Below are 24722 nucleotides of genomic sequence, written 5' to 3' on the forward strand. Positions count from 1 at the left end.
TACCTGCTCGTCGCGCCGCTGGTCGGGCCGCTGGCCGACGCCGGCCACCCCGTGGCCGCCGTCTACGCCGCGCGGGCGGTGAACACGCTGCTGGCGGGCTTGTTCGTGGGCGTCGCCTGGTGGAGCGCGCGCCGCTTGTGCCGGCCGGGAAGCCCTCTGCCGCCGCTCGTCGCGCTCGTGGCCGGGCTCGCGGCCGCCGTCGCACACGTGGGCGGTTCGGGGTACAACGACCTGCTGGCGGCCGTCCTGGTCACGACGATGTACGGCGTGAGTGCGACGGCGATCCGGCGCGGGCTCGACGCACGGCTCGTGGTCGCTCTCTGCCTCCTGGCGGCGGGTTGTGCCCTGACCCGGCTGTCGACCGCGGTCATCGCCGTCGTCGTGGCCGCGGTCGCGGTGCTGGCCGGGGTGGTGCGAGCGACACAGGGCCGGGGCCGGTGGGGCCCGGCGGTGTGGCTCGCCGTGGGCGGGCCGGCGACGGCGCTGGCCGCGGCCGGCTGGTTCTACGCGCGGAACGTGGCCCTCACCGGCAACATCCAGGGCTCCCACTTCGACTGGGCGCTCGAGAACCAGAACCGGGTGGAGCGGCCGGTGTGGGCGGTGCTGATCGACCCGGTCACGTGGGCGCGGCTGCCGGATCTGTTCTGGTGGGCGGGCCGTCTCCCCCCGCGCACGCTCCACCCGATGACGACGCTGGTCGTGACGGCGGTGCTGCTGGTCTGGGTCCCGCTGTTCCTCGCCGTGCTGCAGCGCCTCCGGTACCGCCCGGCGAACCGGCCAGGCCAGGTGCACCCCACCGACCGCATACTGCTCGCGGCGCTGCCCTGGGCCGCCGCGGGTACCGCCGTCGTGATGCAGGTCCTGTACGCCGCGAGCAGCGGCGGGGTCTATCCGCGCTACTTCCTGCCGGTGGCCCTGCCACTCTTCCTCGGCGTCGCCGCCGGGCTGGCGATGCGGCCCCGGCTGCTCGTGCCCGTCTGGGTGGGTGTCACCCTGGCCGACCTCGTGGTGTGGCTCGGTGTGGAGCTCTCCACGCCGGCGGAGGCCGGGCTCTACTCCGAACCGGTGGTGCCCGCCGCGGCCGTGGGCGTCCTGGCGGTGGTGTCCGCGGTGGGGGCGACCGTGCTGACGCTGCGCGCGTACCGCACGCCGGCGACGACGGTCGCCGCGGCGACCAGGGCAGCGACGACGAACCACGCCGCGAGCTGAGGCCCGTCGAGCGGGCTCCAGCCGGCCCATCGTTCGAGCGCCGCACCGAGGTTCTCCCCCGGCCCGCGGTAGAACCCGCGGAGGGCGAACAGCATCGCCGCGGCGGAGACGGCGGTTCCGCCCATGACGACCAGCGGCACCAGCCAGGCACCACCCCGCCCGGCGCCGTCGGCCGAACCGGGGTCGTCGAGCGGCACCTGAGCGTCCCGCCGTACGCCGTCTGCCCGGACGGTGCGCGCTCCCGCCGCGGCACCGGCTCGCCGCAGATCGGTCAGCGTCCACCGCCCCTCGGTGCTCCGGCGCACCGTGGTGAGCACCCACAAGCCGGCCGCCGCTCCGGCCATCAGGCCGACGATCGCGCCGAACATGTAGCGGCCCTGAACGGCGACGACCCAGCCCGTCTCGGCGAACCGGGGCCAGGCGTTCGCCACGACGGCGCACCAGAGCAGCGCGGCCTGCAGCAGGAGCACCGCGAGCGTCCTCCGGCCCGGCACGCGCAGCAGGGCCACGACGCACAGAGCGGCGAGCACGATGGCGCCGGTCCAGTACACGCCGTCGGGCACCCGCACGTCGAGCAGCCCGAAGCTCCCGAAGAACGACCAGGTCAGGTGCCGCACCGTCGTACTGACGAAGTACCACGGCCCCCGGTCCTCCACCGGCTCGAACCGCTCGGGGATCCCGACGGGCTGCACGGCCCCGAACTCCATCAGGTTCCGCAGCCACCACCACCCGCCCAGAGCGAACGCCACCCCGAGAGCCAGCAGCATCAGCCACGCCCGCCGCCCTCGGCCTTGCCCGGACACCGTCAGGAGATACGCCACCACCACGACCGGCACCGTGAACGCCGCCATCACCTTGGTCAGGAGCCCCACGCCGACCACGACCCCGAGGATCAGCGCGGTCCTCCGCCGCGGGTCCCCGCTCACCACCCGGGCGCAGAGGTACGCCGCGGCGGCGCCGGTGAGCACCACCAGGGCGTCGTTCGTGACGCTCCCCATGATGTGCCCGATCTGCGGGAGGAGCAGCGGGAACGACGCCGCCACCAGCGCGGCCGCCCGAGATCCGGTGACCAGCCGCGCCGCGCCGGCCGCGAGCAGCGGCACGGGCGTGAACAGCAGCACGTCGAGCAGGCGCAGCGCCAGGACCTGGTGGTCCCAGCGCGCCTCGACGAGCCCCGTCAGGTGCAGCCACCCCGCCGCCACCGCGTAGTACAGCGGCGGGTGCTGGGTCATCTGATCGATCTCCTCGACGTCCCAGGTGCTCGTGTCCGTGCCGGGTGCCACGATGTCGGCCAGGGCGTTGCCCGGCCCGACGATCGTCCGCTCGTCGTCGGGTGTCGGCGGCACGTCCACGTACTGGTCCTTGTCGTCCCGGTCGAGGTACCGGCCGGGAACGTCCGTGTCGAGGGCGGCCTCGTCCCGGGCGGCGTCGACCCCCGGGCTCACGAGCGCCTCGCCGGGCGCCGGCCAGCCCCCGCCGTAGGCGAGGCGGAGCGTGCTGTTGAGGTGCTGGACCTCGTCGGGGGCCCGGAACGCGGGGGTCAGCACCGCCCAGCAGGTGGCGGAGGCGGCAACAAGGGCCGTGATGAGAGCGAGGGCGAACCGATAGCGCGCCAGGGCGGTGTCGTCACGCACGGGATCAGGGTATGGCAACCACAGAGAGCCCTCACCCAGTTCCTGCCCGCCGGCGCCCTCATCGGGGGAAACGCCCGCGGCGGGAATGCCCTCGAGGAGAACGCCCGCGAGCGATCGACGACGGCGGCCGAGCCTGTCCGAAGCCTCGCCCACGGGGACGTATTGTCGTGCCGTGGTCTCGAAGTCCTCTCCCCCCGCAGCATCGGACGGCTCGGACGGCTCCCTCCGGAACGCGCCCCGGCGCACGCCGCGGCGGCGCGACCGGCGCGGCCGCGGCCTGCGCGGCCCGCTCTTCCCGCCCGGCTCTCCCGCCCACCGCACCCGGGCGGAGGTGTTCGACGACCTCGTGCTCGACGTCGCGCAGTCCCTCGACCGGCGCTGGGGCAAGGCGCTGAGCGGGACGCAGTTCGCCGTGGAGGACGTGCCGCCGTCGGACCCTGCCCCCTGGGAGGGCAGCGGCGTGCCGCTGGGCCGGTCCTTCCCGGCCGAGGCCGGTCAGCCGGCGCGCGTGGTGGCGTACCGCCGCCCGATCGAGGCCCGCTCCCACGACGAGGACGACCGGGCGGACCTGGTCCGCGACGTCATCGTGGAGCAGGTGGCGCACCTGCTCGCCCGGGCCCCGGAAGAGATCGACCCCCACTTCGGCGAGCGCTGAAGTGGGGGTCGCGACGGGTGTCCACCGCGTGAGGACGGGCGCCTACTGGGTGAGGGAGTTGACCTCACCCGGTTCGAGGTTGCCGTCGCGCAGGTCGGCCCAGAACTGGGCCACCGCGTCCTCGGGGCCGAGCAGCACCGTGGAGCCGGCGCCGTTGCCCGGGTTGTAGCCGAGGCTCGCGATCGGCGGCGTGCCGGTGACGCCGTCCTCGCCGTTCGCGGCCTGGAACCGCAGCGCGAGGAACGCCAGGTCGATCACGCCGGTGTCCTGATCGACGACGAGCGAGCCGAGGCCGGCGTTCGCGAGGGACACCTGGCTGACGGGGTTCAGCAGGACGGCGGGGTCCTTGATCGCCTGTCCGACCTTGCCGATCACCTGACGCTGGCGCTTGGCCCGGCCGATGTCGCCCTCGGGGTCGGAGTACCGCATGCGGGAGAACGCGAGCGCCTCCTCACCGTTCACCTCGTGGCAGCCGGGCGTCCACTGCATCTTGGAGCGCCAGTCGTCGACGGGACGGTCGTAGCACAGTTCCACGCCCCCGACGGCGTCGACGATGTCGCTCACCCCGCCGAACCCGACCTCGGCGTAGTGGTCGATCGTGAGACCGCTGAGCTCCTCGACGGTCTGCACGAGAAGTTCCGGCCCGCCGAACGCGTACGCGGCGTTCAGCTTCTGCCCGCCGACGCCCGGGATCTGCGCGTAGGTGTCGCGGGGCAACGAGATGAGCGCCGTGGGGCCGGAGGCGGGCTGGTGCAGCAGAAGGATCGTGTCGGTCCGGGCGCCGGTGGTGGCGTCGTTGATCCCGCCGGAGCCCCGGGCGTCGGAGCCGGCGATCAGGTAGGTGGTCCCGGGGGTACCGGCTGCGCCGGACAGCGCGTCGACGTGCTGGATCTTCCCGTTCGCCCAGATCAGCAGGCCGACGGGCCAGGCCAGGAGGGCGAGCACGACAAGCGTCGCGATGAGCTTGCCCCGACCCTTCCGGCGGGAACGACCGGGGCGCGGTGCCGGCCGGGCCTGGCCGTACCCGGCCGGGGGCCGCTGCCCGCCACCGGGCGGCTGCGGTCGCATCGGCGCGGGCGGACGCTGGGTGGCGTGCACGGAACTGGGCTGCCGCTGCTGCGGCACGGGCGCCGCGTTCAGACCCGACGCGCGTCCCGTGGCGCGGCGCGGCGGGATGGCCTGGGGCGGCTGAGCGCCCCGCGGCGGCACGGAACGCGGTGGGACTGGCGGTGGGTTCTTGCCACCGGACACTGGGACCTCCCGGGAGGACTGTCGTTTGATACGCGGCTCGCTGGTTCGCTCGCCCACGGGCACGCCGCTTCCGGGCGTCTCCGCAAGAGGGCGTGGCCTGCCCGCCGGTGGCTCCGGGCGTGCGGCCGGTTGCGCCCCGTCGCCGACGGCGATCGCCCCGTCGGAACCCGGCCGGTCCCCCGCCTGCTGCGGCGTGAAGCTCGGCGGGATCGGCGGCGCGACCCGGGCGTCCTCGTTCACCCGGGTGGCGTCGTCGTCGGTCGTGGGATCTGGCATGTCTCTCTCCGTCAGCCGCAGACGGCGGTCGTATCGGCGCCGGTGAACGCTTCCGTACCGGCTTCCTTGACGTCGTCGGTGCTGGGGGACGCCGTGGGGTCGATCGTCTCGCCATCCGGCGCCGACGGCGAGGCGGACGCGCCGGGGGCGTCCGAGGTGCCGTCGGTCGCCGACGGCGAGGCGGTGGCCGCGGCGGGGTCGTGGTCGATCGGGCGGTCGTGCTTGATGTTCTCCCAGAGGAGCGTGGCCTCGTCGGTCCACACCACGTTGGCGGTGGGGTTGGCCGGATCGGGGCCGTTCGGCACCGTGAGGAACGTGACGGCGTCGGCGCTGAGGTTGCGCAGGCTGTAGGCGAGGCCGGTGAGGTTGTCGAGCCGGGCGGTCTCGTCGTCCATGGTCATGGAGCTGGTGACCGCGTCGACGAAGCTCAGCGTCTTGCCCGGGTTGGTGAGCGTGTCGGCACTGAGCACCGTACGCACCAGGGACGCGAGCAGCTGCTGCTGCCGGCCGATGCGGCCCAGGTCGCTGCCGTCGCCGACCCCCTTGCGTGCCCGCGCGTAGTCGAGTGCGAGCTCTCCGCCGAGGGTCTGCAGTCCCGGCTGCAGGTGCAGGTCGTTCGCCTCGGGCGCGTAGATCTCCTCCTCGATGCAGAGCTCGACGCCGCCCACGGCGTCGATCATCCGCTGGAACCCCTGGAAGTCGATCACCATGAACCCGTCGAGGAAGACCCCGGTCAGGGCCTCGACGGTCTGCATCGCGCACAGCGCGCCCGACGCCGTGTCGCCTCCGACGCTCGCCCCCACGGCGAAGGCCGCGTTGAACTTCGTGTACTGCGGGGCGGTGGTGGCGCCGGTGGTCGTGACGCAGGACGGGATCTCGACCGTGGAGTCCCGCGGGATCGAGATGGCCTCGACCCGCTTCCGGTCCCCCGAGATGTGCAGGAGAATCGTCGTGTCCGACCGCGCGCCGCCGTCGGCGGTGCCACCGATGTTCACGTTCGCGCCCTCGCGCGAGTCGCTGCCCATGAGCAGCAGGTTGACCGGCTCGCCGGCGCTCGGGTCGGTGGGAGTGACCTTCTCCGGGCGGTTCGTCAGGACGTCCGTGGGCGCCGTGTCGATGTTCCCCGTCCACCGTGCCATCGCCGCGGACGCGCCCGAGATCGCGAACGCGAGGACCCCCGTCATCACCAGCGCCACGACGCGTGTCGTGGAACCCTGCCCGGCCAGAACCCGCGCGTGAGCAGGGCCGACCGAGTGGTCCAGGCCCGCTCCGGGCGTGCTGAAGTCGGGAAAGGTCACAACTTCAAAGCATAGGGGAGCGGACTTGCACGGGCGCAGAGGCCGCACAGAGGGACGGTAGAGGGTTCGTGGAGAACGAGTCAGCCGATCTTCTCGATCTTCTCGGTGGTCACGAGCCGATCCCGGCGCGCGGTGTCGGCGTCCAGGGCGGCCGCGGTGGCGGGGCTGGTGAGGACCACCGACCCCGCACCTGCCCAGGTCCGCAGGAGTTCCCGCAGGACGACGGCGGTGCCGGCCCGGCCGTCGACCAGCGTGCGCGCGGCCTCGCCGTCCGGCTCGGGGACCAGCTCGTCGTGACGGACGCCGGCGGCCGTCGGCGAACCGGCGGTGCCGGACCCGGCCGGATCGCCGGCGGTGTCCGTCAGGGCCACGCGACCGGGCTCCGGCTCGGGCGCGTAGATCACCTGGTCGGCATACGTCATCACCGCCGCGGCCGCGTCCATGGCGCCGGGCGGCAGATCGCCGTCGTACCGGCGGGCCAGGGCGGGGAGGCTGACGACGACGAGGTCGGCGGACGACGCCGCCCATCGTTCCGGGGAATCCGTGACGACGACATCGAGGTCCTCGGCGGCGGCCGCGCGGGAATCGCCGGTCAGCACCACCGTCGCGCCCACCCGCCACGCCGCGAGTGCCCAGGTCACGGTGCGCCAGTGCACGGGCAGGTCCACCCCAACCATCGAGCCGGGCTGTACGTCGTACTCCTCGACGAGCAGATTCGTGGTCTTCGCGACCCAGTTCGCGAGGACCGCCCCGGAAAGCTCGACCCGTTCGCCGTCGTCGCCGTACCAGGTGAGGCGGGGGCGGCCGGGATCGGACTGCAGGCGGTCGAGAAGAGTGGAGACGAGCATGGACGAAGGCTACGCGCCGCGCAGCGCAGCGCGCCGTTCCGCTCCGCGCGTGACCGTCCGCCGAGGTGGGGGCGATTTTCTTGTGAAGCCCTCGGCCGATAGCACACTTCCGCTTGACGACTCCAGACGACACGCGTGTAATTCCATGTATGCAGTTTTCGTAGCGGAGCAAGCGCGCGGACACGCGCGACACATGACCGACAGAGACGGCATGGAGGGACACATCATGTGGGACATGCTGGAACCGGACGGCGAGATCCCGTCCGACACCGAACGCCCGAGCGAGACCATGGCGGACGTGCTGTCGCTCTTCGACGAGGAGCAGGACGACGCCCTGCTCGGCTGGCAGGAACGTGCGCTGTGCGCGCAGACGGACCCTGAGGCGTTCTTCCCCGAGAAGGGCGGCTCCACGCGCGAGGCGAAGAAGGTCTGCCAGGGTTGCGAGGTCAAGGCCGAGTGCCTCGACTACGCCCTCGCCAACGACGAGCGGTTCGGTATCTGGGGCGGGCTCTCGGAGCGGGAGCGCCGCAAGCTGAAGCGCCGCGCGGTCTGACGCGTCGCTGATCCCGCCGTCCGGCCTCGCCGCCGACGGCCTACCGCCCGACCTCAGGCGGGCATTCTGACAGGTCTTCCGGCTCACGGGACGCGACACGCCGGATTCCCTCCTTACCCTGCGGATCCCGTCCGCGATGCGCATGATGGTCGGCGAGATGACCTCGCCACCCACCGGGCTTCCGCCCCACCGCCCCACCGACACCGCACTCGCCGCGGTCAGGTCGGTCACCGGAGCTGTTCCGGCTCTCGTCACAGTCACCGCCGTGGTCGTGACACGCGGCCGCAGCCCTTTCCTCGAAGCCACGCTCGCCGCGGTCCGGGCGCAGTCGCCGGCGCCGCGCCAGATCGTCGTCGTCGACGTCGAGACCGCACCCTCCACCTCCGAGCACCAGGGACTCAGCCTCGACGGCGCGCGGTACGTCGCCGCCAGCCACTCCCGGTCGTTCGGCGACGCGGTGAACGCGGCGGTCGCGGGCCTCTCCGCGCCGGGCGACGCGCCGGCCTCCGACTGGCTCTGGCTCCTGCACGACGATTCCGCACCCGCACCCGGCGCGCTGGCCGCCCTGCTCCGCTCCGTCGAGCACACCAGCACGGTCGCCGTCGCCGGCTGCAAGCAGCGCAGGTGGGAGGTGGACGACGACGGCCGGCCGCGCGACCCGGCACATCCAGACCGCGGCGTCCTGCTCCAGGTCGGGTACACGGTCTCCCCGCTGGGCCGGCGCATGACCGGGCTCGACGAGTCCGAGATCGACCAGGGCCAGCACGACTCGCGGGAGGACGTGCTCGCCGTCGGCCTGGCCGGGGCGCTGGTGCGCACGTCGGTGTGGTGCGACCTGGACGGCACCGACGCCGAGTACGGCCCGTTCGGCGACTCCCTCGAGTTCTGCCGCCGCGTGCGCCTCGCCGGGCACCGGGTCACCGTCGTGCCGGGCGCCGTGGTGCGGCACGCACAGCAGTCGCTGGCCGACCCGTCGAACCGGAGCCGGATGCGGCGCGGCCGGTTGCGCTTCCAGCTCGTGGCCACGTCACCGTGGCTGCTCGGCTGGGCGATGCTCGCCGTCGTCGCCGGTGCGCCGGTCCGGGCGGCCTTCCGGCTCGCCGTGAAGCAGCCCGCTGCCGCCCGCGACGAGCTCATGGCTCCGCTGTGGATGCTGCTCGGCCTGAGCAGCGTGCTGCGTGCCCGGCGCCGGACCGCGCGGTCCGCCACCCAGCCGTACCGCGTGCTGCGCCCCTTGCTCGGCACCTGGCGCCAGACGTTCCGGGAGTTCCGCGAGCGCCGGCTGGCCCGCGCCGACGCCCGCTACACCGGCCCCGACGACCTCGACCGGGAGGACCTGCGCCGCATCGCGACCCGGAGGCGCGCGGTGCTGGCCCTCGTCCTCGTCGCGGTGACCGGGGTCGCCGCCGCGGTGTTCGGCCCCGTGCTCGGCACGCTCGCGGACGGCGGCCGGCTCGTCGGCGGGGCGCTCCTGCCCGCGTCGTCCGACACGGGCCAGGTGTGGACGGCGGCGACGTCGGGCTGGGTACGCTCGGGAATCGGCGAGGCCGGGCCGGGCGATCCGCTGCTGCTGACACTGACCGTGCTCTCCCTGCTGGCCGGGGGCTCGCTCCAGACCGGGGTCCACGCGTTGTTCGTCGTGGCCCTCCCGCTCGCCGCCCTCGGGGGCTGGGCGGCCGCGGGAGCCGTGACACGCTCGGTCTGGGTGCGGGCGGTCGCGGCATTCGCGTGGGCGGCCGCTCCTCCCCTGCTCGGCGCGCTGTCCGGCGGCCTGCTCGGCGCGCTCGTCGCTCACCTCACGCTGCCGTGGGTCGCGCTGGCGCTCGTGCGGTCGGTGGGCGCGCAGCGGATCGACCTTCCGGCCCGCTCGAGCGTGAACGCCGTCACCGAGCGCCCCGTGCTCGACGGCGCGTTCGTCGAGGAGGGGCGCGGCCATCGCCTCGGTGCCGCCGGGGCGGCCGGGCTGATGCTCGCGGTCGCCGTGTCCGGCGCTCCCGTCCTGCTGCCGATCGCCGTGGTCGTGCTGGCCGGGGCGGCCTTCGCCGCGCCGTCCCGCCGGATCCACCTGGCGTTGGCGGCCCTGCCGTCCGTGGTCGCGTGCGCGCCGCTGCTGGTCCAGGTGGCGCGCACCCGTGACCTGGGCCTCCTGCTCGCCGACCCGCTGGCGCCGCCCGGCACGTTCCCGATCGGCGAGGCCGCCGGCTGGGAGGTCCTCCTCGGACAGGCGAGCGCACCGGTGGCCTGGTTGGGTGGTGCGTGGCCCGGGACGGAGCTCGGTCCGTACCTGCTCGGCGGCCTGCTCTGCGTGGTCGCGCTGGTGGCGCTGGCCGGCCCGCGGGCCGCGGGGGCGCGCGTGGGGTGGATCCTCGCCGCGTGCGGGCTCGCCGTCGTCGTCCTGGCCGACGGCGGTCCGGGCGGCCCCGGCGCGTCCGGCCCGGGTGCGTTCGGTCTCGACACGGGTCTCCTGGACGGCCGCGGCTCCGGCACGGCGCTCGCGTCCGTCGTCCTGCTCGGCCTCGGCGGCGCCGCGCTCTGCACCACGCGGGCGGTCCGGGCGCGCCGCGCGGCGCGGACCGTCGCGGTGGCCGGCGTCGCGGTGCCGCTCGTGATCGGCCTGGTGAGCGCAGCGGGCCTCGCGTCCTGGTGCCTGGCCGACCCGCTGTCCGACGACGGAGTGCACGCGACCGCCCGGCCCGCCGTGCCCGCCGTCGGGCAGCAGATGCAGGCCGCACCGCGGCAGGCCCGCGTGCTGCAGCTCGGCACCGGCGGCGACGGCGTCGTCGAGTACGCGCTGCTTCGGGGGGACGGGACACAGCTCGTGGACGCGTCGGTGGCGGGGTCCGCGGTGGCCACCGCCGCCCCGGCAGCGGGTACCAGGAGGGAGGCAGGCTCCGGAGAGGACGCGGCAGGCTCGGCCGGATCCGGAACGGACGCCGACTTCCCGGCCGCCTCCACCCAGGACGCCGTCGACGACGTCGCCGTGCGACTCGCGGCCGGGAACGACCCCGACGTGGCCGAACGACTCGCCGCCCTCGGGATCGGGGCGGTCCAGGTTCCGACGCCGGACGCGAGCGACGACGCCGCGGACGGCTCGGGTCGCGTCGCCGGGAACGCCGAGCTGACGGCGTCGCTGGACATGATCCCCGACGTCGAGCGGGTGACGCAGGGCCAACCCGTCACGCTCTGGCGCGTACGGACCGAACAGGACCCGACGCCGGGGTGGGCGCGGATCGAGGACGGGCGCTCGACCACCCAAGTGGCGTCCGGCGGCCCGAGCGTGCACGTCGACGTGGCGCCGGGCGACGCCGGCCGGCGGGTCGTGCTCGCCGAGTCGGCCGACCCGCACTGGTCGGCGACGCTCGACGGGCGCCGCCTGGAGCCGGTCGAGGTGCACACCGCCGGGGCGACCCTGCAGGCCTTCGAGCTCGGGCCCGATGGCGGCCGGCTCGACATCGGCTACCACGCGCCGCACCGGACCGCCTGGCTCGTGGCCCTGGGACTCGTCGGCGCGGTGTTCGCGCTGCTGGCGCTGCCGGTCCGGGGACGGAGGCCACGATGACGGCTGGAATGGTGACGGCTGGGACGGGGACAGCTCGGACGGGGACGACGGTGAAGGCCGGGGCGACTCGCGGCCCGAGGACAACGCGGCGGAGGCGATCAACGTGACGGCCTGGAGCACGACGCGACGGATCGGTGCGCATGCGATCAGCGTCGCGTGCGTCGCGGCGGTGGCGATGCTCGCCCAGCACGTTCCGGACGGCGGCGCCGACACCGAACCGGCCCGCACGGTCGACGTCGCGCCCGGCGAGACGACGCTGGTCTGCCCGTCGCCGGCCGAGCTCGTCCAGGAGGACGTCGGCGACGACCAGTTCGACGCCAGCCCGGTCGAGACCGAGTCCGAGCTGGCGGTCGCCGCCGAGGTGCCCGACGTCGTCGGACTCGACGGGGAGCAGGTCGCCGGAGGGACGAGCGGCGGCACAGCCGGACACGGCGAAGCTACGGGCGACGACGGCGAAGGCGACGACGAGGCCGGGAGCGGTGACGGCGCGGAGCCCGACAACGCAGCGCGGGTGATCCGGGCGGAGCCGGGCGCCCTCGCGGCCGCGACCGCGACGTCGGTCACGACGGCCGGGGACCTGCGCGGGCTCGTGGCGGGTGCCTGCCGGGAACCCGCGGTCGAGCACTGGCTGGTGGGCGGGTCGTCGGACGTCGGGTCGAGCTCGCGCCTCGTGCTGCAGAACCCGGGCCGCACCGCGGCGTCGGTGTCGCTGGAGGTGTGGGGGCCGTCGGGTCCGGTGACGCTCGGCGGGCACGCCGTCGTCGTGGTGCCGGCCGGCGAACAGGTGTCCACGACGCTCGAGGCGATCGCCCCCGGGCAGGGACGCGTCGTCGTGCACGCCGTGAGCCAGGGTGCTCGCGTGGCCGCCTACCTGCAGCACCATCGGATCGACGGGCTGGTGCCGCAGGGCGCGGACCTGGTGACGGGCGGGGCCGCGCCGTCGTCGGCCCTGGCCGTGGTGGGGGTGGACAGCCAAGGCGAGGCCGTGGACGATCCGCACGCCCCCGCGCTGCGGCTGCTCGCACCCGGCGACAGCGACGGGACGGCGCGGCTCAGCGTCTACGGCGCGGACGGGCGCGTGTGGCTACGAGGCGTCGACGAGGTGCCGCTGCACGCCGGGGCCGTGACGGACCTCCCCCTCGGCGGGCTGCCCGAGGGGCGGTACGCCGTGGTGGTGGACGCGACGGTGCCGGTGGTCGGCGGCGGGCTCGTGCACCGGCAGGGCTCGGTGCCCGACGATGCGGTGATCGACGAGGAGCCGTACGACACGGCGTGGATCGCGGGTCAGGCGGTGGGCAGCGGCGCGTCGACGGTTCCGGAACGGGCCGACGACGGCGGTGCCGGAGCCGACGGCGACGCGGACGCGCACGAGGCCGACGGCAGTGCGGGCGGGGACGGCGGCGACGCGGGAGGCCTGCCGCCCTCCTTCGGCCTGCTCGCGGTGCCCGACGACGTGTCGTGGGCCGTGAACGTCGCCGCCGTCCCGACGCAACGGGGCGAGGACGACGACCCGATCGGCACGGCCGAGGTCACGATCACCGGCTACGCGGCGGACGGCACCGAGACAGGCATGCTCGACGTGGAGCTCCCGGCGGGCGAGGATGCCGACCTCTCGGACGACGACCTGGAGCCCCTGGGCGAGAACGTGGCCGCGATCGGCCTGACGGCCACGGGCGACGCCCTGACGACCTGGTCCCTCCGCCTGACCGACGACTCCCTGATCGCCACCCTCACCCCGCCGGAGACGGCGTCGACGCAGAGCACGGTCGCCGTGCGAAACGTGGTGGCCGACTGACGACGGAGAGCCATCGCGGCCACGTTCTCGGTGCGTGGACGGGAACCTACTCGGCGACCTCTGCGCGGAGCTTTTCGCCCTTGGCGTGGGCCAGGTCGCGGAGTTCGGACTGGAACGCCAACATCCGGTCTCGGAGCGCCGCCGCGGCCTCGTCCGTGCCGGAGGCCAGGATGCGGGCCGCGAGCAGGCCCGCGTTGCGGGCGCCACCGATCGAGACCGTCGCGACCGGCACGCCCGCCGGCATCTGCACGATGGACAGCAGCGAGTCCATCCCGTCCAGGTACTTCAGCGGCACGGGCACGCCGATCACGGGCAGCGGGGTCACCGACGCGAGCATGCCCGGCAGGTGGGCCGCGCCGCCCGCGCCGGCGATGATCGCCCGTATGCCGCGCTCGGCGGCGGTGCGGCCGTAGTCGATCATCTCCGCCGGCATCCGGTGCGCGGAGACGACGTCGACCTCGACCGGGACGTCGAACTCGGCGAGCGCGTCGGCCGCCGCCCGCATCACGGGCCAGTCCGAGTCGGATCCCATGACGATGCCGACCTGCGGGTTCGTGCTCACAGTGCGCTCTCCTCGGTGTTGACCGCTGCGGCCGCCGGCTCGGCCTCGTTCGTTTCGGGCTCCGCCGCCGAGTCGGGCTCGGCCGCGTTGGCGGTCCCGCGCACCCGACCGTCGTCGCCCCTCATCAGGAGCGCCGCCGCTCCCCTGGCCGCGGCGCGCGTCTCGTCGAGGTCGGCGCCGCTCACGTTGACGTGGCCCAGCTTGCGGCCCGGCCGGATGTCCTTGCCGTACAGGTTGACGCGCGCGGTGTCGAACCGGTCGAGCAGTTCCGGCAGCGCGTCGGTCAGCGCGTCGCGCTCGGAACCCAGCACGTTCACCATGACCGTCCAGGGCGCGACGGGGTCGGTCGACCCCAGTGGCAGGTCCAGCACGGCGCGCAGGTGCTGCTCGAACTGGCTCGTCACGGCACCGTCGATGGTCCAGTGCCCCGAGTTGTGCGGGCGCATGGCGAGCTCGTTCACCAGCACCGTCGTCGGCCCGTCCGGATCGGCCGGGTCGACCGGCACCTCGAACATCTCGACCGCGAGCACGCCCGTGACGTCCAGCCCCTCGGCGACGGCGACGGCGATCTCGCGGGCGCGCGCGTCGATGTCGTCGGACAGGTCCGGCGCCGGGGCGATCACCTCCGAGCACACCCCGTCGCGCTGGATGGACTCGACCACCGGCCACGAGCGCACCTCGCCGGACGGGCGGCGCGCGACGAGCGCGGACAGCTCCCGCCGGAACGGCACCTTCTCCTCGACGAGCACGGGCGGCCCGCCCTCGGTGGCGCCGACCAGCCAGTCGTCGGCCTCGCCGGCGCCCGAGACCACCCGCACGCCCTTGCCGTCGTAGCCGCCGCGCGCGAGCTTGACGACCGCCTCGCCGCCGACGTCGGCCAGGAACTCCCCGAGCGCCGCCCTGCCCTCGTCGACCGACGACGGCAGCGCGCGCCACCGCGGGCACGGCACCCCGAGTTCGCCGAGGCGCGTGCGCATGACGATCTTGTCCTGCGCGGCGACGAGGGCGTGTGGCCCGGGGCGCACGGGCGTTCCGTGTTCGATCAGATCGGTGAGCAGGTCGTTCGGCACGTGCTCATGCTCGAAGGTGAGGACGTCGGCCGCATCTTGGCCGGCGGACGAGGCGATCAGCGCGCGGATCGCGACCTCGTCCGACGCCGCCCCGACGGGCGCGTCGGCCACGACCTGCGCGGCGGCCGTACCTGGGCTCTCCACGAGTACGCGCAACCGCACGCCGAGCTCCGCGGCCGCGGGCGCCATCATCCGGGCAAGCTGTCCACCGCCGACGACGGCGATCACGGGGGATGTCACGTGGACCAAGGGTACCGGGCGAGGTGGCAATCCAAGCATCCGCGATCCGCGCCCTGCGACCCGACTTCCACGGTGCTCCTGGCCCGACCACCGCCGTCCAAGTGCTGCCGAGCCTCAGGAAAAGGTCCACTCATGGGCCTCCCAGCACCTCGGCAGGCAGATCGAATCCGTTTGCCAGGATGTTGATCTGCGACCGGGACAGAGTTCCTTCGAACAACCAGACGTCGTCGACCACACCGTGCCACGGTTGCGCCCACGTTCCGTCGACCGTTCCGCGACCGATATCGAACGCCGGGCATCTCCCATCAAGCGCACGGCCGCGGACAACCGCTCAGCCCCCCGGCCGCACCAGCCCCGTCTCGTAGGCGGTGACCACCGCCTGCACGCGGTCGCGCGCGCCGAGCTTGGCCAGGACCCGGCCCACGTGGGTCTTCACCGTGGCCTCCGCGACGACGAGCTCGGCCGCGATCTCCTGGTTCGACCGGCCACGCGCCATCAGCACCAGCACCTCGCGCTCGCGCTCGGTGAGCGCGCCCAGCGCCGCGCGCGCCTCCGCGCCCTGCGGGTCGGTCGCGGGTAAAGCGGTCACCAGGTGCTCCAGCAGGCGCCGGGTGGAGGACGGCGCGATCACCGCGTCGCCCCGGTGCACCGTGCGCACGGCGGCGAGCAGTTCCTCCGGCGGGGCGTCCTTGAGCAGGAAGCCGCTCGCGCCGACCCGGATCGCCTCGAGCACGTACTCGTCGAGGTCGAAGGTCGTGAGCACGACGACGCGTGGCACAGTGCCGTCGGACCCGCCGCCGGCCACGCGACCACCCACGCCGCCACCTCCGCCGTCGGGCACCGGACCGGTGGCCGCACCACCTCCGCCGTCGCCCCCCAGCAGCCGTTCCGTGGCCTGCAGGCCGTTGAGGTTGGGCATGCGCACGTCCATGAGGACGACATCGGCCGGCGTGGCAGCGAGGAGCCGCAGCGCCTGCAGCCCGTCGCTCGCCTCGCCGACGACGGTGAGGTCGGGCTGCGAGTCGATCACCATGCGCAGGCCGGCACGGACGAGCTGCTGGTCGTCGACGAGGACGACGCGGGTCGGGGCGGTCTCGGTCATGGCTCCTCGTCGGTCGGGGTGGCGGACCGCGTGCCGCTGGTCCTGACGGCGGGACTGCCGGTCGCCGCGGCCGTCGTTCCGTCGGCCGGGTTGCCCGTCGGCGCGTCGGCCGTCGCGTCGACGGCCGCGTTCGCCGGAGTACCGGCCCGCACGTCGGCCAGTGTGCCATCGGCGGGGTCGGAGGGCGCCAGCTCGAGGTGTTGTCCGACGTCGGACGCCGCGGCAGGCACCGGGACGACGAACCGCACGTGGAACCCTCCCCCGGACCTCGGGCCCGCGGTGAGGGTGCCCCCGAACAGCTCGGCCCGCTCCCGCATCCCGACCAGACCGTACCCGGCGCCGGGCGCGCTGGGCGGGGTGCTCGACGCGAGCCCACGACCGTCGTCGGACACCTTGAGCTCGATCTCGCGCTCGCCCCAGCGGACCAGGACGGTCACGCGGGGGTCGGGGCCGGCGTGCTTGCGCACGTTCGTGAGCGCCTCCTGGGCGACGCGGTAGATGTTGAGCCCGATGCCGGGCGGGAGCTGGCGTTCCTCGCCGATCCGGGCGTAGGAGACACGCATGCCGTCGGCCCGGGACTGCTCCACGAGCGCCTCGATCTGCGCGACGTCGGGCTGGGGTGCGATCGGCGCGGGCTCGGCCCCCGGCCCGGAGGGACGCCTGCCGGAGGGGCCCGAGCCGCCCGACGACGCCGGGCCGCCCGGCAGCGACGCCTCGCCCGGCGCGGGTGACGTGCGCAGCACCCCGAGGATCTTGCGCATGTCGGCCAGGGCCGCGCGGCCCGTCTCGGCGATCGTGTCCAGGGCGCGGCTCGCCGCCGCCGGGTCGGACCGGGCGGCGTACCGGCCGCCGTCGGCCTGGGCGATGACGATCGACAGGGAGTGGGCGACGACGTCGTGCATCTCGCGGGCGATGCGCGCGCGTTCGGCGCCGGTGGCGATCGCGGCCTGCTGATCGCGTTCGAGCTGGAGCCGCTCGGCGCGGTCGCGCAGGGCGTCCAGCATGGCCCGGCGCGACCGGCGGAACAGCCCGAGCGCCCAGGCGGTGCAGAAGATGAGGAACGCGAAGATCCCAGCAGCCTCGGCGGCCCCGTTGTCGTCGCCGGTCAGGAGCTTCATCTCCAGGAAAAGGAGGAAACAGCCCCCCGCCGCCGCGATGATGCCGGCCCGCGGCCCCCACCGCGGGCCGTACGCGGTCAGGCCGTAGAGGGAGTAGGGCAGCAGGAGGTCGACCGGCATCAGGACGGGCACGGCCAGCGCCATGTGCGTCAGCGCGAGGACCAGCATCGCGGCCGTCGAGGCCACGGGCCGGGTGCGCACCCAGGCCATCGGCACCATCATGAACGCGGACCACACGGGAGGGAACCACGTCGGGAGGTTCGCCTCCCACAGGACGGCCTCGTACGAGCCGATCGACCCGATGAGCACGAAGCCCCCGAGGATCACCGCCACCGTCACGTCGGTCGCGAAGCGGTGCCGCTCGAACCACCCGGACACACGTTCGTACAGACTGGGGCTCTCCACGGTCGCCAGCGTATGGCCAGCCGTTGACCGGCGCGTCATACCGTGGTAGCACTTTCCCTGGGCAGGGGGAGGATTCGCACGGTTCGTGGCGGGTTCGCCGTTCGAGTGGCCGAACCGATTCGTCAAACCACTAGATGTACCCCTGCCGGTGGCAGCCAGGACGCGCGTTATGCCCTACCATGGCGGAATGACTCACGTACTCCTAGCCGAGGACGACCCGGCCATTGCCGAGCCGTTGGCGCGTGCGCTCACCCGTGAAGGTTACGACGTCGTCGCGCAAGGAACCGGCAAAGGTGCGATCGAGCACGCGAGCGGCGCGGACATCGTGGTACTGGACCTGGGCCTGCCGGACATGGACGGTTTGGACGTCGCGCGGGAGATTCGCGGGAGCGGCCTGACGGTTCCGGTCCTCGTTCTCACCGCTCGCGCCGACGAGGTCGACCTCGTCGTGGGCCTCGACGCCGGCGCCGACGACTACGTCACCAAGCCCTTCCGGCTCGCCGAGCTGCTCGCCCGCGTCCGGGCGCTGCTGCGCAGGACCCACGGCGAGACCGGTGAGGAGGAGGAGCTGCACGCGCAGGACGTGCGGGTGGACGTCTCCGCGCACCGCGCGTTCCAGGGGGACCGTGAGCTGCACCTGACCACCAAGGAGTTCGACCTGCTCCGGGTCCTCGTGCAGAACGCCGGCTCCGTCGTCGTCCGCGACACGCTGATGCGCGACGTGTGGGGCTCGGACCCCGTCGGCTCGACGAAGACCCTCGACATGCACGTGTCGTGGCTGCGCCGCAAGCTCGGCGACGACGCGAACGCCCCGCGCTACGTGTCCACCGTGCGCGGCCTCGGCTTCCGCTTCGAGATCGGAGCGAGCTAGCCACATGCGCCACCGCATCGTCCAAGCGACGATGGTCGCGGTCGCGGTCGCGGTCCTGCTGCTCGGAGTTCCCTTCGCCATCTTCGGCGCCCGGTTCGTCTACGACACCGAGGTGAAGCGGATCGAGCAGCGGGCCGTCACCTTCGCTGAGGACGTCACTCGTGAGGTGTCCCTCCCGTCCTACGAGGGAGAGCTCCCCGAGTCGCTCCTCGCGGAGGCCGTGCAGCCGGCCGCGACCGAGACACCGGCGCACGTGACGGTCAGTCTGCCCACCGGGACGCTCCTCTCGCGCGGCGAGGTACCGACGGGACCCGTGATCGACGCCGCGTGGAGCAGCAAGACCTCTCCGTTCGTGGCGGTCACCATCGAGGTCTCCGCCTGGCCCGCCTACATCAAGGCCGGTCAACTCGTCTTCCTCATGCTGATCGGCAGCGCCGCGGCGTTCACCGCGGGCTCGGTGACCGCGGCCTGGCAGGCCGAGCGCCTGGCCCGGCCGTTCGTGTACCTCTCGGGAGCCGCCGAACAGCTCGGTGCCGGGCAGGTCCGTCCCCGGCTGGAGCCGTCGGGCGTCGAGGAGATCGACCTGGTCGCCGCCGAGCTGGCGCGCAGCTCGGACCGCCTGGCCGCCCGGCTGGCCGTCGAGCGGCAGTTCACCTCCGACGCCTCCCACCAGCTCCGCACGCCGCTCACCGCCCTGACGATGCGGCTGGAGGAGATCACCCTCATGTCCTCGGAGCCCGAGGTGCAGGAGGAGGCGCGGATCTCGCTGGAACAGGTGGAACGGCTGGTCGGTGTCGTCGACGACCTGCTCGCCCGTTCCCGCAAGGCGCAGGGCGGCACCACCGAGTCCGTGGATCTGGCGGTGGTGTTCCGGCAGCAGTACGAGGAGTGGCGCGACACGTTCGAGGCCGAGGGCCGCACGCTCGTCGTCGAGGAGCCCGACGGCGAGCGCGTGCTCGCCACCCCCGGCGCGCTCGCCCAGACCCTGTCGACACTGCTCGAGAACTCGCTGCGGCACGGCGACGGCGCGACGACGCTGCGGTCCCGGCCGTCGGGCACGCGTGGCATGGTCGCCGTCGAGGTCACCGACGAGGGCGAGGGCGTCCCCGAGGACATGGTCGGGAAGATCTTCGAGCGGGGCGTGACGTCGGGCAACGGTACGGGCCTCGGCCTCGCGCTCGCACGCGACCTCGTCGCGGCCGACGGCGGGCGGCTCGAGCTCAGCCAGCGCACGCCGCCGGTGTTCTCCGTGTTCCTGGCGGGCGTGCCGCGCGCCTACGACCCGCAGGCGGTACTGCCGGTCGGGTCGACGGTGTCGTCCGCGGACCTCGGCAAGCGGCGCCGCTGGGGCCGGGGCTGAGGCATCGCGGACGGGCCGGGCGGCCCGGTTCGGCGTCGGCCGCATCCTCGGCCGCCCGCGTGCCTGCCGTCCGGCACGCGGGCGACGGTCGCTCCTGCAGCTACGTGTCCGGATGGACCATGGTCATGCCCGCGACCGTGGCACGGTCGAAGCGCGGCAGCAGCGCCGCCGCCTCCTCCAGGCCGATCACCCGTCCCACGAGGTCCTGCGGCCGCAGCGTGCCCTGCTCGATGAGCGCGAGCATCCCGGGGTAGTCGGCCGCGGACATGCCGTGGCTGCCCAGCAGGTCGAGCTCCCACCCGATGACGCGATCCATCGGGACGCGCGGGTGCCCGTCGACGGGCGGCAGCAGCCCGATCTGCACGTGGCGGCCGCGACGGCGGAGGCTGAGGACGGCGTCGGCGCAGGTTCGCTCACTGCCGACGGCGTCCACCGCGACGTGGGCACCCCCGCCGGTGAGGTCGTGGACGACATCGGGCACGCGGGTCGCGCCGTCGGACAGGACCACCCGATCGGCGCCGAGGGACTCGGCGACGGCGAGCGCCTCCCGGTTGCGGTCGACGGCGATCACGCGTGCCCCGAGCGCTCGCGCGATCATCACGGCGCTGAGGCCGACCCCGCCCGCGCCGACGACGGCGACCCACTCCCCCTCCCGCACGGCGGCGCGGCCGGCGAGGCCGCGGTACGCGGTGGCGAACCGGCAGCCGAGGGCGGCGGCCGCGTCGAAGCTGACGGTGTCGGGGACGGCGACGAGGTTGGTGTCGGCGGCGTGCAGGGCGACCTGTTCGGCGAACGAGCCCCAGTGGGTGAAGCCGGGCTGTTCCTGGTCGGGGCAGACCTGCGCGTCGCCCTGGGCACACCAGGCGCACCGGCCGCAGCCGCACACGAAGGGGACCGTGACCCGGTCCCCGACGTGCCAGTTCTCGACGCCGGGGCCGAGCGCGACCACGACGCCGGCAAGCTCGTGGCCGGGGACGTGCGGGAGCGTGATGTCGTCGTGCCCGGCCCAGGCGTGCCAGTCGCTGCGGCACAGCCCGGTCGACCCGACCCGGACGACGACGCCACCGTCGGGCGCGACGGGCTCGGGGACGTCCCGGACCCGGGGCGGCGCGCCGATGGCGTCGAAGATCACTGCGCGCATCGCGGACCCCTCGTGGACTCTCGGAAGGAGCACTCAGGGTACCGGTGGCGCGGCGTGCCGCATCGCACGAGACCGCCGAGGTGGCGGGCTGCGCGGGCAGCCTCGCACCTCGGCGGTCTCGGGGCGGGACGCCGATCAGCGCCTCGGCGGTTCGGGGACCGGTCCTGGTGTCACTCCGCCCCGAGGGCCTCCACCGGGGAGGCCTTGAGGGCGCTCCGGGCGGGAGCGACCGACGCGACGAGGCCGGCGATGATCGCGACGACCAGCACCACTCCCAGGTCGAGCCAGGGCACGGTGAGGGACACGCCGCCCATGATGGACAGTGCGGTGAGCGCCCCGGTCCACCCGTAGACGAGGCCGAGCACGATGCCGAGGACGGCCCCGACCCCGGCGATGAGCATGCCCTCGACGGCGAGCATGCCGCGCAGCTGGGACTTGCCCAGGCCGATGGCCCGCAGGGTGGCGGACTCGCGCCGGCGTTCGATGACGGACAGGGACAGGGTGTTGGCGACACCGATCACGGCGATCACCACGGCGACCGCGAGGAGGCCGACGACGATCCCCAGCATCACGTTGATCACCTGTTCGAACTGGGCTCGCTGTGCGGCGGGGCCCGTGACCATCACTCCGTCGTCGGACATGGCCTGCTGGACGTCGGCGAGCGCGTCGGCCGCGTCGACGTCGGGCACGAGCGAGGCCCAAACCTGGCTGAACATCGCATCGGGGTCGATCTGCCGCAGGTCGCCGAGGCCGACGAAGCCCGTGAGCCCTACGCTGTCGGTCCGGACGACCGTGAGGGGCACGGCCTCACCGGTTCCGGTGACGTCCAGCGTGTCGCCCTCGGCGACGTCGAGCTCCTCCATCTGGCCCTCGGTGAGCAGGACGGTGCCCGGTTCGAGGCCGTCGAGCGCGGGGGCGTCGTTCACCGTGGCACGCAGGTCCTCGACGTCGGCGCCCTGGAGGTACAAGTACTCGCCGTCGGGGAGTTCCGCGTCGGCCGAGTAGAGCTCGGCGACGTCGGCGACGGCGTCGACCCCGGCGATGGTGTCCACGGCCGAGGGCGGTACGCTGCCGGAGCCGGACATGACCATGATGTCCACGGGGAACGTCTCGTCCAGGGTCGAGTCCGCGGTCTGTCGGGCGGCGGCCGCGCCGGTCGTCATCGTCATGATCAGCGTGACGCCGATGAGCAGTGCCGTGGCGGTGGCGGACGTGCGGCGCGGGTTGCGCAGCGTGTTCGCGGCGGCCAAGCGGGACGCGGGGCCGGTGCGGGCGACGATCGCGCCGAGCAACGCGGCGACCTTGGGCAGCCAGAACACCGTCCCGATGATGATGCCGACGAGCGAGATCGCCCCGCCGAGGACGGTAGCGGCGAGCCCGAACTGGACGGCATCGTTCATGCCGAGGAAGACGCCGAGCGCGACGAGGGCGAAGCCGCCGATCGTGGCGAGGGCGGAGAAGACGGCGCGCGCCCGGCCGGCGCCCTTGCGCACGCTCAGGGTCTCGGCGGGCCGCAGGGCGGCGAGCGGCGCGACGCGGGTGGCGTTCCTGGCCGGCGCCAGGGCGGCGACCAGCGTCACGAAGGTGCCGACGGCCAGCGGGATGAGCACCACCTGCGGGGTGATCGTGACGGTGGCCGGCAGCGGCACCCCGATATCGAACTGCGGCGCGACGAACAGGGCGGTCTGGGCGAGCAGGACGCCGACCACCACTCCGCCGAGCGAGGCGAGCACGCCCAGCACGGCGGCCTCGAGCAGCACGGAGCGGTAGAGCTGCCCACGTCCGGCCCCGATGCAGCGCAGCAGCGCGAGCGTGCGGGTGCGCTGGGCGACGAGCACCTGGAACGTGTTGGCGATGACCAGGCCGGCGACGAGGAGCGCCACCGCGGCGAACGTCAGGACGAAGACCAGGAAGACGAGGTCCTCACCACCGGTGCGCTCGGCGCTGATCTCCCGCGCCCGCTCGTCCACGGTCTGGGCGGCGTGCTCCCCGTCGCTCACCACCGCGGCGGCGAGGGCGTCGCGCACCGCCTGCGTGGGCTCGTCACCGGACAGCGCGGACGGGGCGAGGACCGCGGCGATCTCGAAGGCCTCGCCCGGCACGGGCTCCTCGCCCCATTCCTCGATGTCGGCGGCCGTGGCCACGACGGCGCCGCCGCTCACGGCGTAGGCGTCGTACGGGTCCTCCGTGACGCCGACGACCCGGACGGGCTCGGCGACCTCCTCGCCGTCGCCGGTCTCGGCGTCGGTCTGGACCCAGCGGTAGATGTCGATCTCGTCACCGACACCGACACCGAGCCGCTCGGCGATGCCGTCGGGCACCGCGATCTCGCCGCGCTCGGACGGCCACTTGCCGGAGGTGAGCTCGAGCGGCATGAGGCGGTCGTCCTGGGGGCGGGCGATGCCCTCGGCGTAGGCGTACGCGCTGCCGTCGCCCAGGTTCAGGTAGGCGCTCCGGACCGGCTCGGCGGCGGTGACCCCGTCGGTGCCGCGGACGGCCTCGACGTCCTGCCGCCAGTCGCTGCCGGAGGTCGTGACCAGGACGTCGGCGTCGGCGAAGCGCGCGGCGATCGTGTCGTAGGTGGTACGGGTGATGACGTTGCCGGCCAGGAGCGTCACGGCGACGAAGGCCGTGCCAATCAGGATCGCGATCCCGGCGGCGGTCAGGCGGCCGGCGCTGCGGCGCATCTGCGCCATCGTGTAGCGGGCCGTGGGCAGGTTGTTGCGCTTCGGGGGCACCGCCGCGGCACCGGCGGGTGCGGTGCCCGCCGCGCCGGTGGACGGTGCGGTCGTCGTGGTGGTCATCGGGCACCAGCTCCGGGAACGACCGGCGTGGTGCCGGTCGACACGTTCGGCTCCAGCGTCCGCAGCGCGTCCAGGCCGGCCAGTGCCGACTCGGGCGTCGGGTCGCTGATGTCGCCGGCGATCCGGCCGTCGGCGAGGAGGACGACGCGGTCGGCGTACGCCGCGGCGGCGGGGTCGTGCGTGACCATGATGATCGTGCGGCCGAGCTCACGGACGCTGCGGCGCAGGAAGCTCAGCACCTCGGCGCCGGACCGGGAGTCGAGGTTGCCGGTGGGCTCGTCGGCGAAGACGACGTCGGGCTGCGCGATGAGCGCGCGAGCGATCGCGACGCGCTGCTGCTGGCCACCGGACATCTCGGCCGGGCGGTGTGTCAGACGCTCCGTCAGGCCGAGCGTCTCGACGAGGGTACCGAACCACTGGCGGTCGACCGTGCCGCCCGCGAGCTCCACCGGGAGCGTGATGTTCTGCTCGGCCGTGAACATCGGCAGAAGGTTGAACTGCTGGAACACGAAGCCGACGCGGTCACGGCGCAGCTTCGTCAGGGCGCTGTCGTTCAACGCCGTGACATCGGTGGTCCCGACGAACGCCTGCCCCGACGTCGCCGTGTCCAGCCCGGCGAGCAGATGCATCAGCGTCGACTTGCCCGAACCCGACGGACCCATGATCGCCGTGAACTCGCCGGCGGCGAAGTCCACGTCGACACCCGCCAGGGCGTGCACGGCGGCCTCCCCGGATCCGTAGGTCTTGGTGAGGTCGCGCGCCCGGACGGCGCGGGTGCCGTCGACGGGGACGTACACGGTGGTGTCCACGGAAGTTCTCCTCGGAACGAAGGGATGTTTCAAGAACACCCCGGAATCTACGGACGGGCCGGCGGCCTCGCGTCGTGCGAAGGGATGGTCCTGTGCGCCGGCTATGTCATACCTGAGTCGTACACGACCCTGAATCCGTAGGACCGGGAACCGGGGTGGTCC

At 74.0% G+C, this 24722-nt stretch carries 16 protein-coding genes and 1 pseudogene; 6 read left to right on the forward strand and 11 right to left on the reverse strand.

All coding sequences use genetic code 11. The features are described 5' to 3' along the window. Positions 1-1052: 1052 nt before the first annotated feature. Entirely contained in the window at positions 1053-2843 is a 1791-nt protein-coding gene (locus IIE03_RS11785; protein WP_192862955.1) for a DUF2142 domain-containing protein, read from the reverse strand. 172 nt (positions 2844-3015) lie between these two features. Here IIE03_RS11785 and IIE03_RS11790 point away from each other — a divergent pair, with 172 nt between their 5' ends. Beyond that, on the forward strand, positions 3016-3498 hold the full coding sequence (locus IIE03_RS11790; RefSeq protein ID WP_318842942.1) for a metallopeptidase family protein: 483 nt from the start codon (positions 3016-3018) through the stop codon (positions 3496-3498). A gap of 42 nt (positions 3499-3540) precedes the next feature. Here the strand turns inward: IIE03_RS11790 and IIE03_RS11795 are convergent, their stop codons facing one another. The 3 genes from IIE03_RS11795 to IIE03_RS11805 form a co-directional block, all read right to left on the reverse strand. Next, positions 3541-5025, reverse strand: coding sequence for an LCP family protein (locus IIE03_RS11795; protein ID WP_192862957.1), 1485 nt, complete (start codon positions 5023-5025; stop codon positions 3541-3543). Positions 5026-5036: 11 nt separating this feature from the next. Continuing rightward, entirely contained in the window at positions 5037-6323 is a 1287-nt protein-coding gene (locus IIE03_RS11800; protein WP_318842943.1) for an LCP family protein, read from the reverse strand. 80 nt (positions 6324-6403) lie between these two features. Further along, entirely contained in the window at positions 6404-7171 is a 768-nt protein-coding gene (locus tag IIE03_RS11805) for a TIGR03089 family protein (protein ID WP_192862958.1), read from the reverse strand. 289 nt (positions 7172-7460) lie between these two features. Between IIE03_RS11805 and IIE03_RS11810 the strand changes: the two genes are divergently transcribed. From IIE03_RS11810 to IIE03_RS11820, 3 genes and pseudogenes are all read left to right on the forward strand, one after another. After that, positions 7461-7724 (forward strand): WhiB family transcriptional regulator, encoded by a 264-nt coding sequence (locus IIE03_RS11810; protein WP_225997651.1) that lies wholly within the window; start codon positions 7461-7463, stop codon positions 7722-7724. A 157-nt stretch (positions 7725-7881) separates the two neighbouring features. Continuing rightward, a pseudogene (locus tag IIE03_RS27015) lies at positions 7882-8718 on the forward strand (glycosyltransferase family 2 protein); the annotation flags it as partial. A 2668-nt stretch (positions 8719-11386) separates the two neighbouring features. After that, positions 11387-13078: a DUF5719 family protein gene (locus IIE03_RS11820; RefSeq protein ID WP_192862960.1), complete on the forward strand. Its 1692-nt coding sequence runs from the start codon at positions 11387-11389 to the stop codon at positions 13076-13078. A gap of 46 nt (positions 13079-13124) precedes the next feature. On the opposite strand, the gene purE is transcribed toward IIE03_RS11820, so the two are convergent. The 4 genes from purE to IIE03_RS11840 form a co-directional block, all read right to left on the reverse strand. After that, positions 13125-13610 (reverse strand): 5-(carboxyamino)imidazole ribonucleotide mutase, encoded by a 486-nt coding sequence (gene purE, locus IIE03_RS11825; protein ID WP_192862977.1) that lies wholly within the window; start codon positions 13608-13610, stop codon positions 13125-13127. Between the two features lie 26 nt (positions 13611-13636). Continuing rightward, a complete protein-coding gene (locus tag IIE03_RS11830; protein ID WP_318842944.1) occupies positions 13637-14950 on the reverse strand; it encodes a 5-(carboxyamino)imidazole ribonucleotide synthase in 1314 nt (437 codons plus the stop codon). A gap of 331 nt (positions 14951-15281) precedes the next feature. Then, complete coding sequence (locus IIE03_RS11835) at positions 15282-16052, reverse strand: response regulator (protein WP_192862962.1); 771 nt, start codon at positions 16050-16052, stop codon at positions 15282-15284. Beyond that, positions 16049-17575, reverse strand: coding sequence for a sensor histidine kinase (locus IIE03_RS11840; protein WP_192862963.1), 1527 nt, complete (start codon positions 17573-17575; stop codon positions 16049-16051). The genes IIE03_RS11835 and IIE03_RS11840 overlap by 4 nt, the downstream gene beginning before the upstream one ends. A gap of 187 nt (positions 17576-17762) precedes the next feature. Here IIE03_RS11840 and IIE03_RS11845 point away from each other — a divergent pair, with 187 nt between their 5' ends. Both IIE03_RS11845 and IIE03_RS11850 read left to right on the forward strand, forming a co-directional pair. Continuing rightward, the gene (locus IIE03_RS11845; RefSeq protein ID WP_192862964.1) at positions 17763-18446 is read left to right on the forward strand and encodes a response regulator transcription factor; all 684 of its coding nucleotides are present in this window, start codon (positions 17763-17765) and stop codon (positions 18444-18446) included. Between the two features lie 4 nt (positions 18447-18450). Then, positions 18451-19806 carry a sensor histidine kinase gene (locus tag IIE03_RS11850; protein ID WP_192862965.1) on the forward strand — a complete coding sequence of 452 codons (1356 nt, stop codon included), beginning with the start codon at positions 18451-18453 and terminating at the stop codon, positions 19804-19806. Between the two features lie 100 nt (positions 19807-19906). Here the strand turns inward: IIE03_RS11850 and IIE03_RS11855 are convergent, their stop codons facing one another. The 3 genes from IIE03_RS11855 to IIE03_RS11865 all read right to left on the reverse strand — a co-directional run bounded on the left by IIE03_RS11855 (position 19907) and on the right by IIE03_RS11865 (position 24560). After that, a complete protein-coding gene (locus tag IIE03_RS11855; RefSeq protein WP_192862966.1) occupies positions 19907-20947 on the reverse strand; it encodes a zinc-dependent alcohol dehydrogenase family protein in 1041 nt (346 codons plus the stop codon). 170 nt (positions 20948-21117) lie between these two features. Then, complete coding sequence (locus tag IIE03_RS11860) at positions 21118-23751, reverse strand: ABC transporter permease (protein ID WP_192862967.1); 2634 nt, start codon at positions 23749-23751, stop codon at positions 21118-21120. Continuing rightward, entirely contained in the window at positions 23748-24560 is an 813-nt protein-coding gene (locus IIE03_RS11865; RefSeq protein WP_192862968.1) for an ABC transporter ATP-binding protein, read from the reverse strand. Before IIE03_RS11865 ends, IIE03_RS11860 begins: the two co-directional genes overlap by 4 nt. Positions 24561-24722: the final 162 nt, after the last annotated feature.

Origin of the sequence: Myceligenerans pegani (assembly GCF_014892515.1) — a bacterium.
GTDB lineage: Bacteria > Actinomycetota > Actinomycetes > Actinomycetales > Cellulomonadaceae > Myceligenerans > Myceligenerans pegani.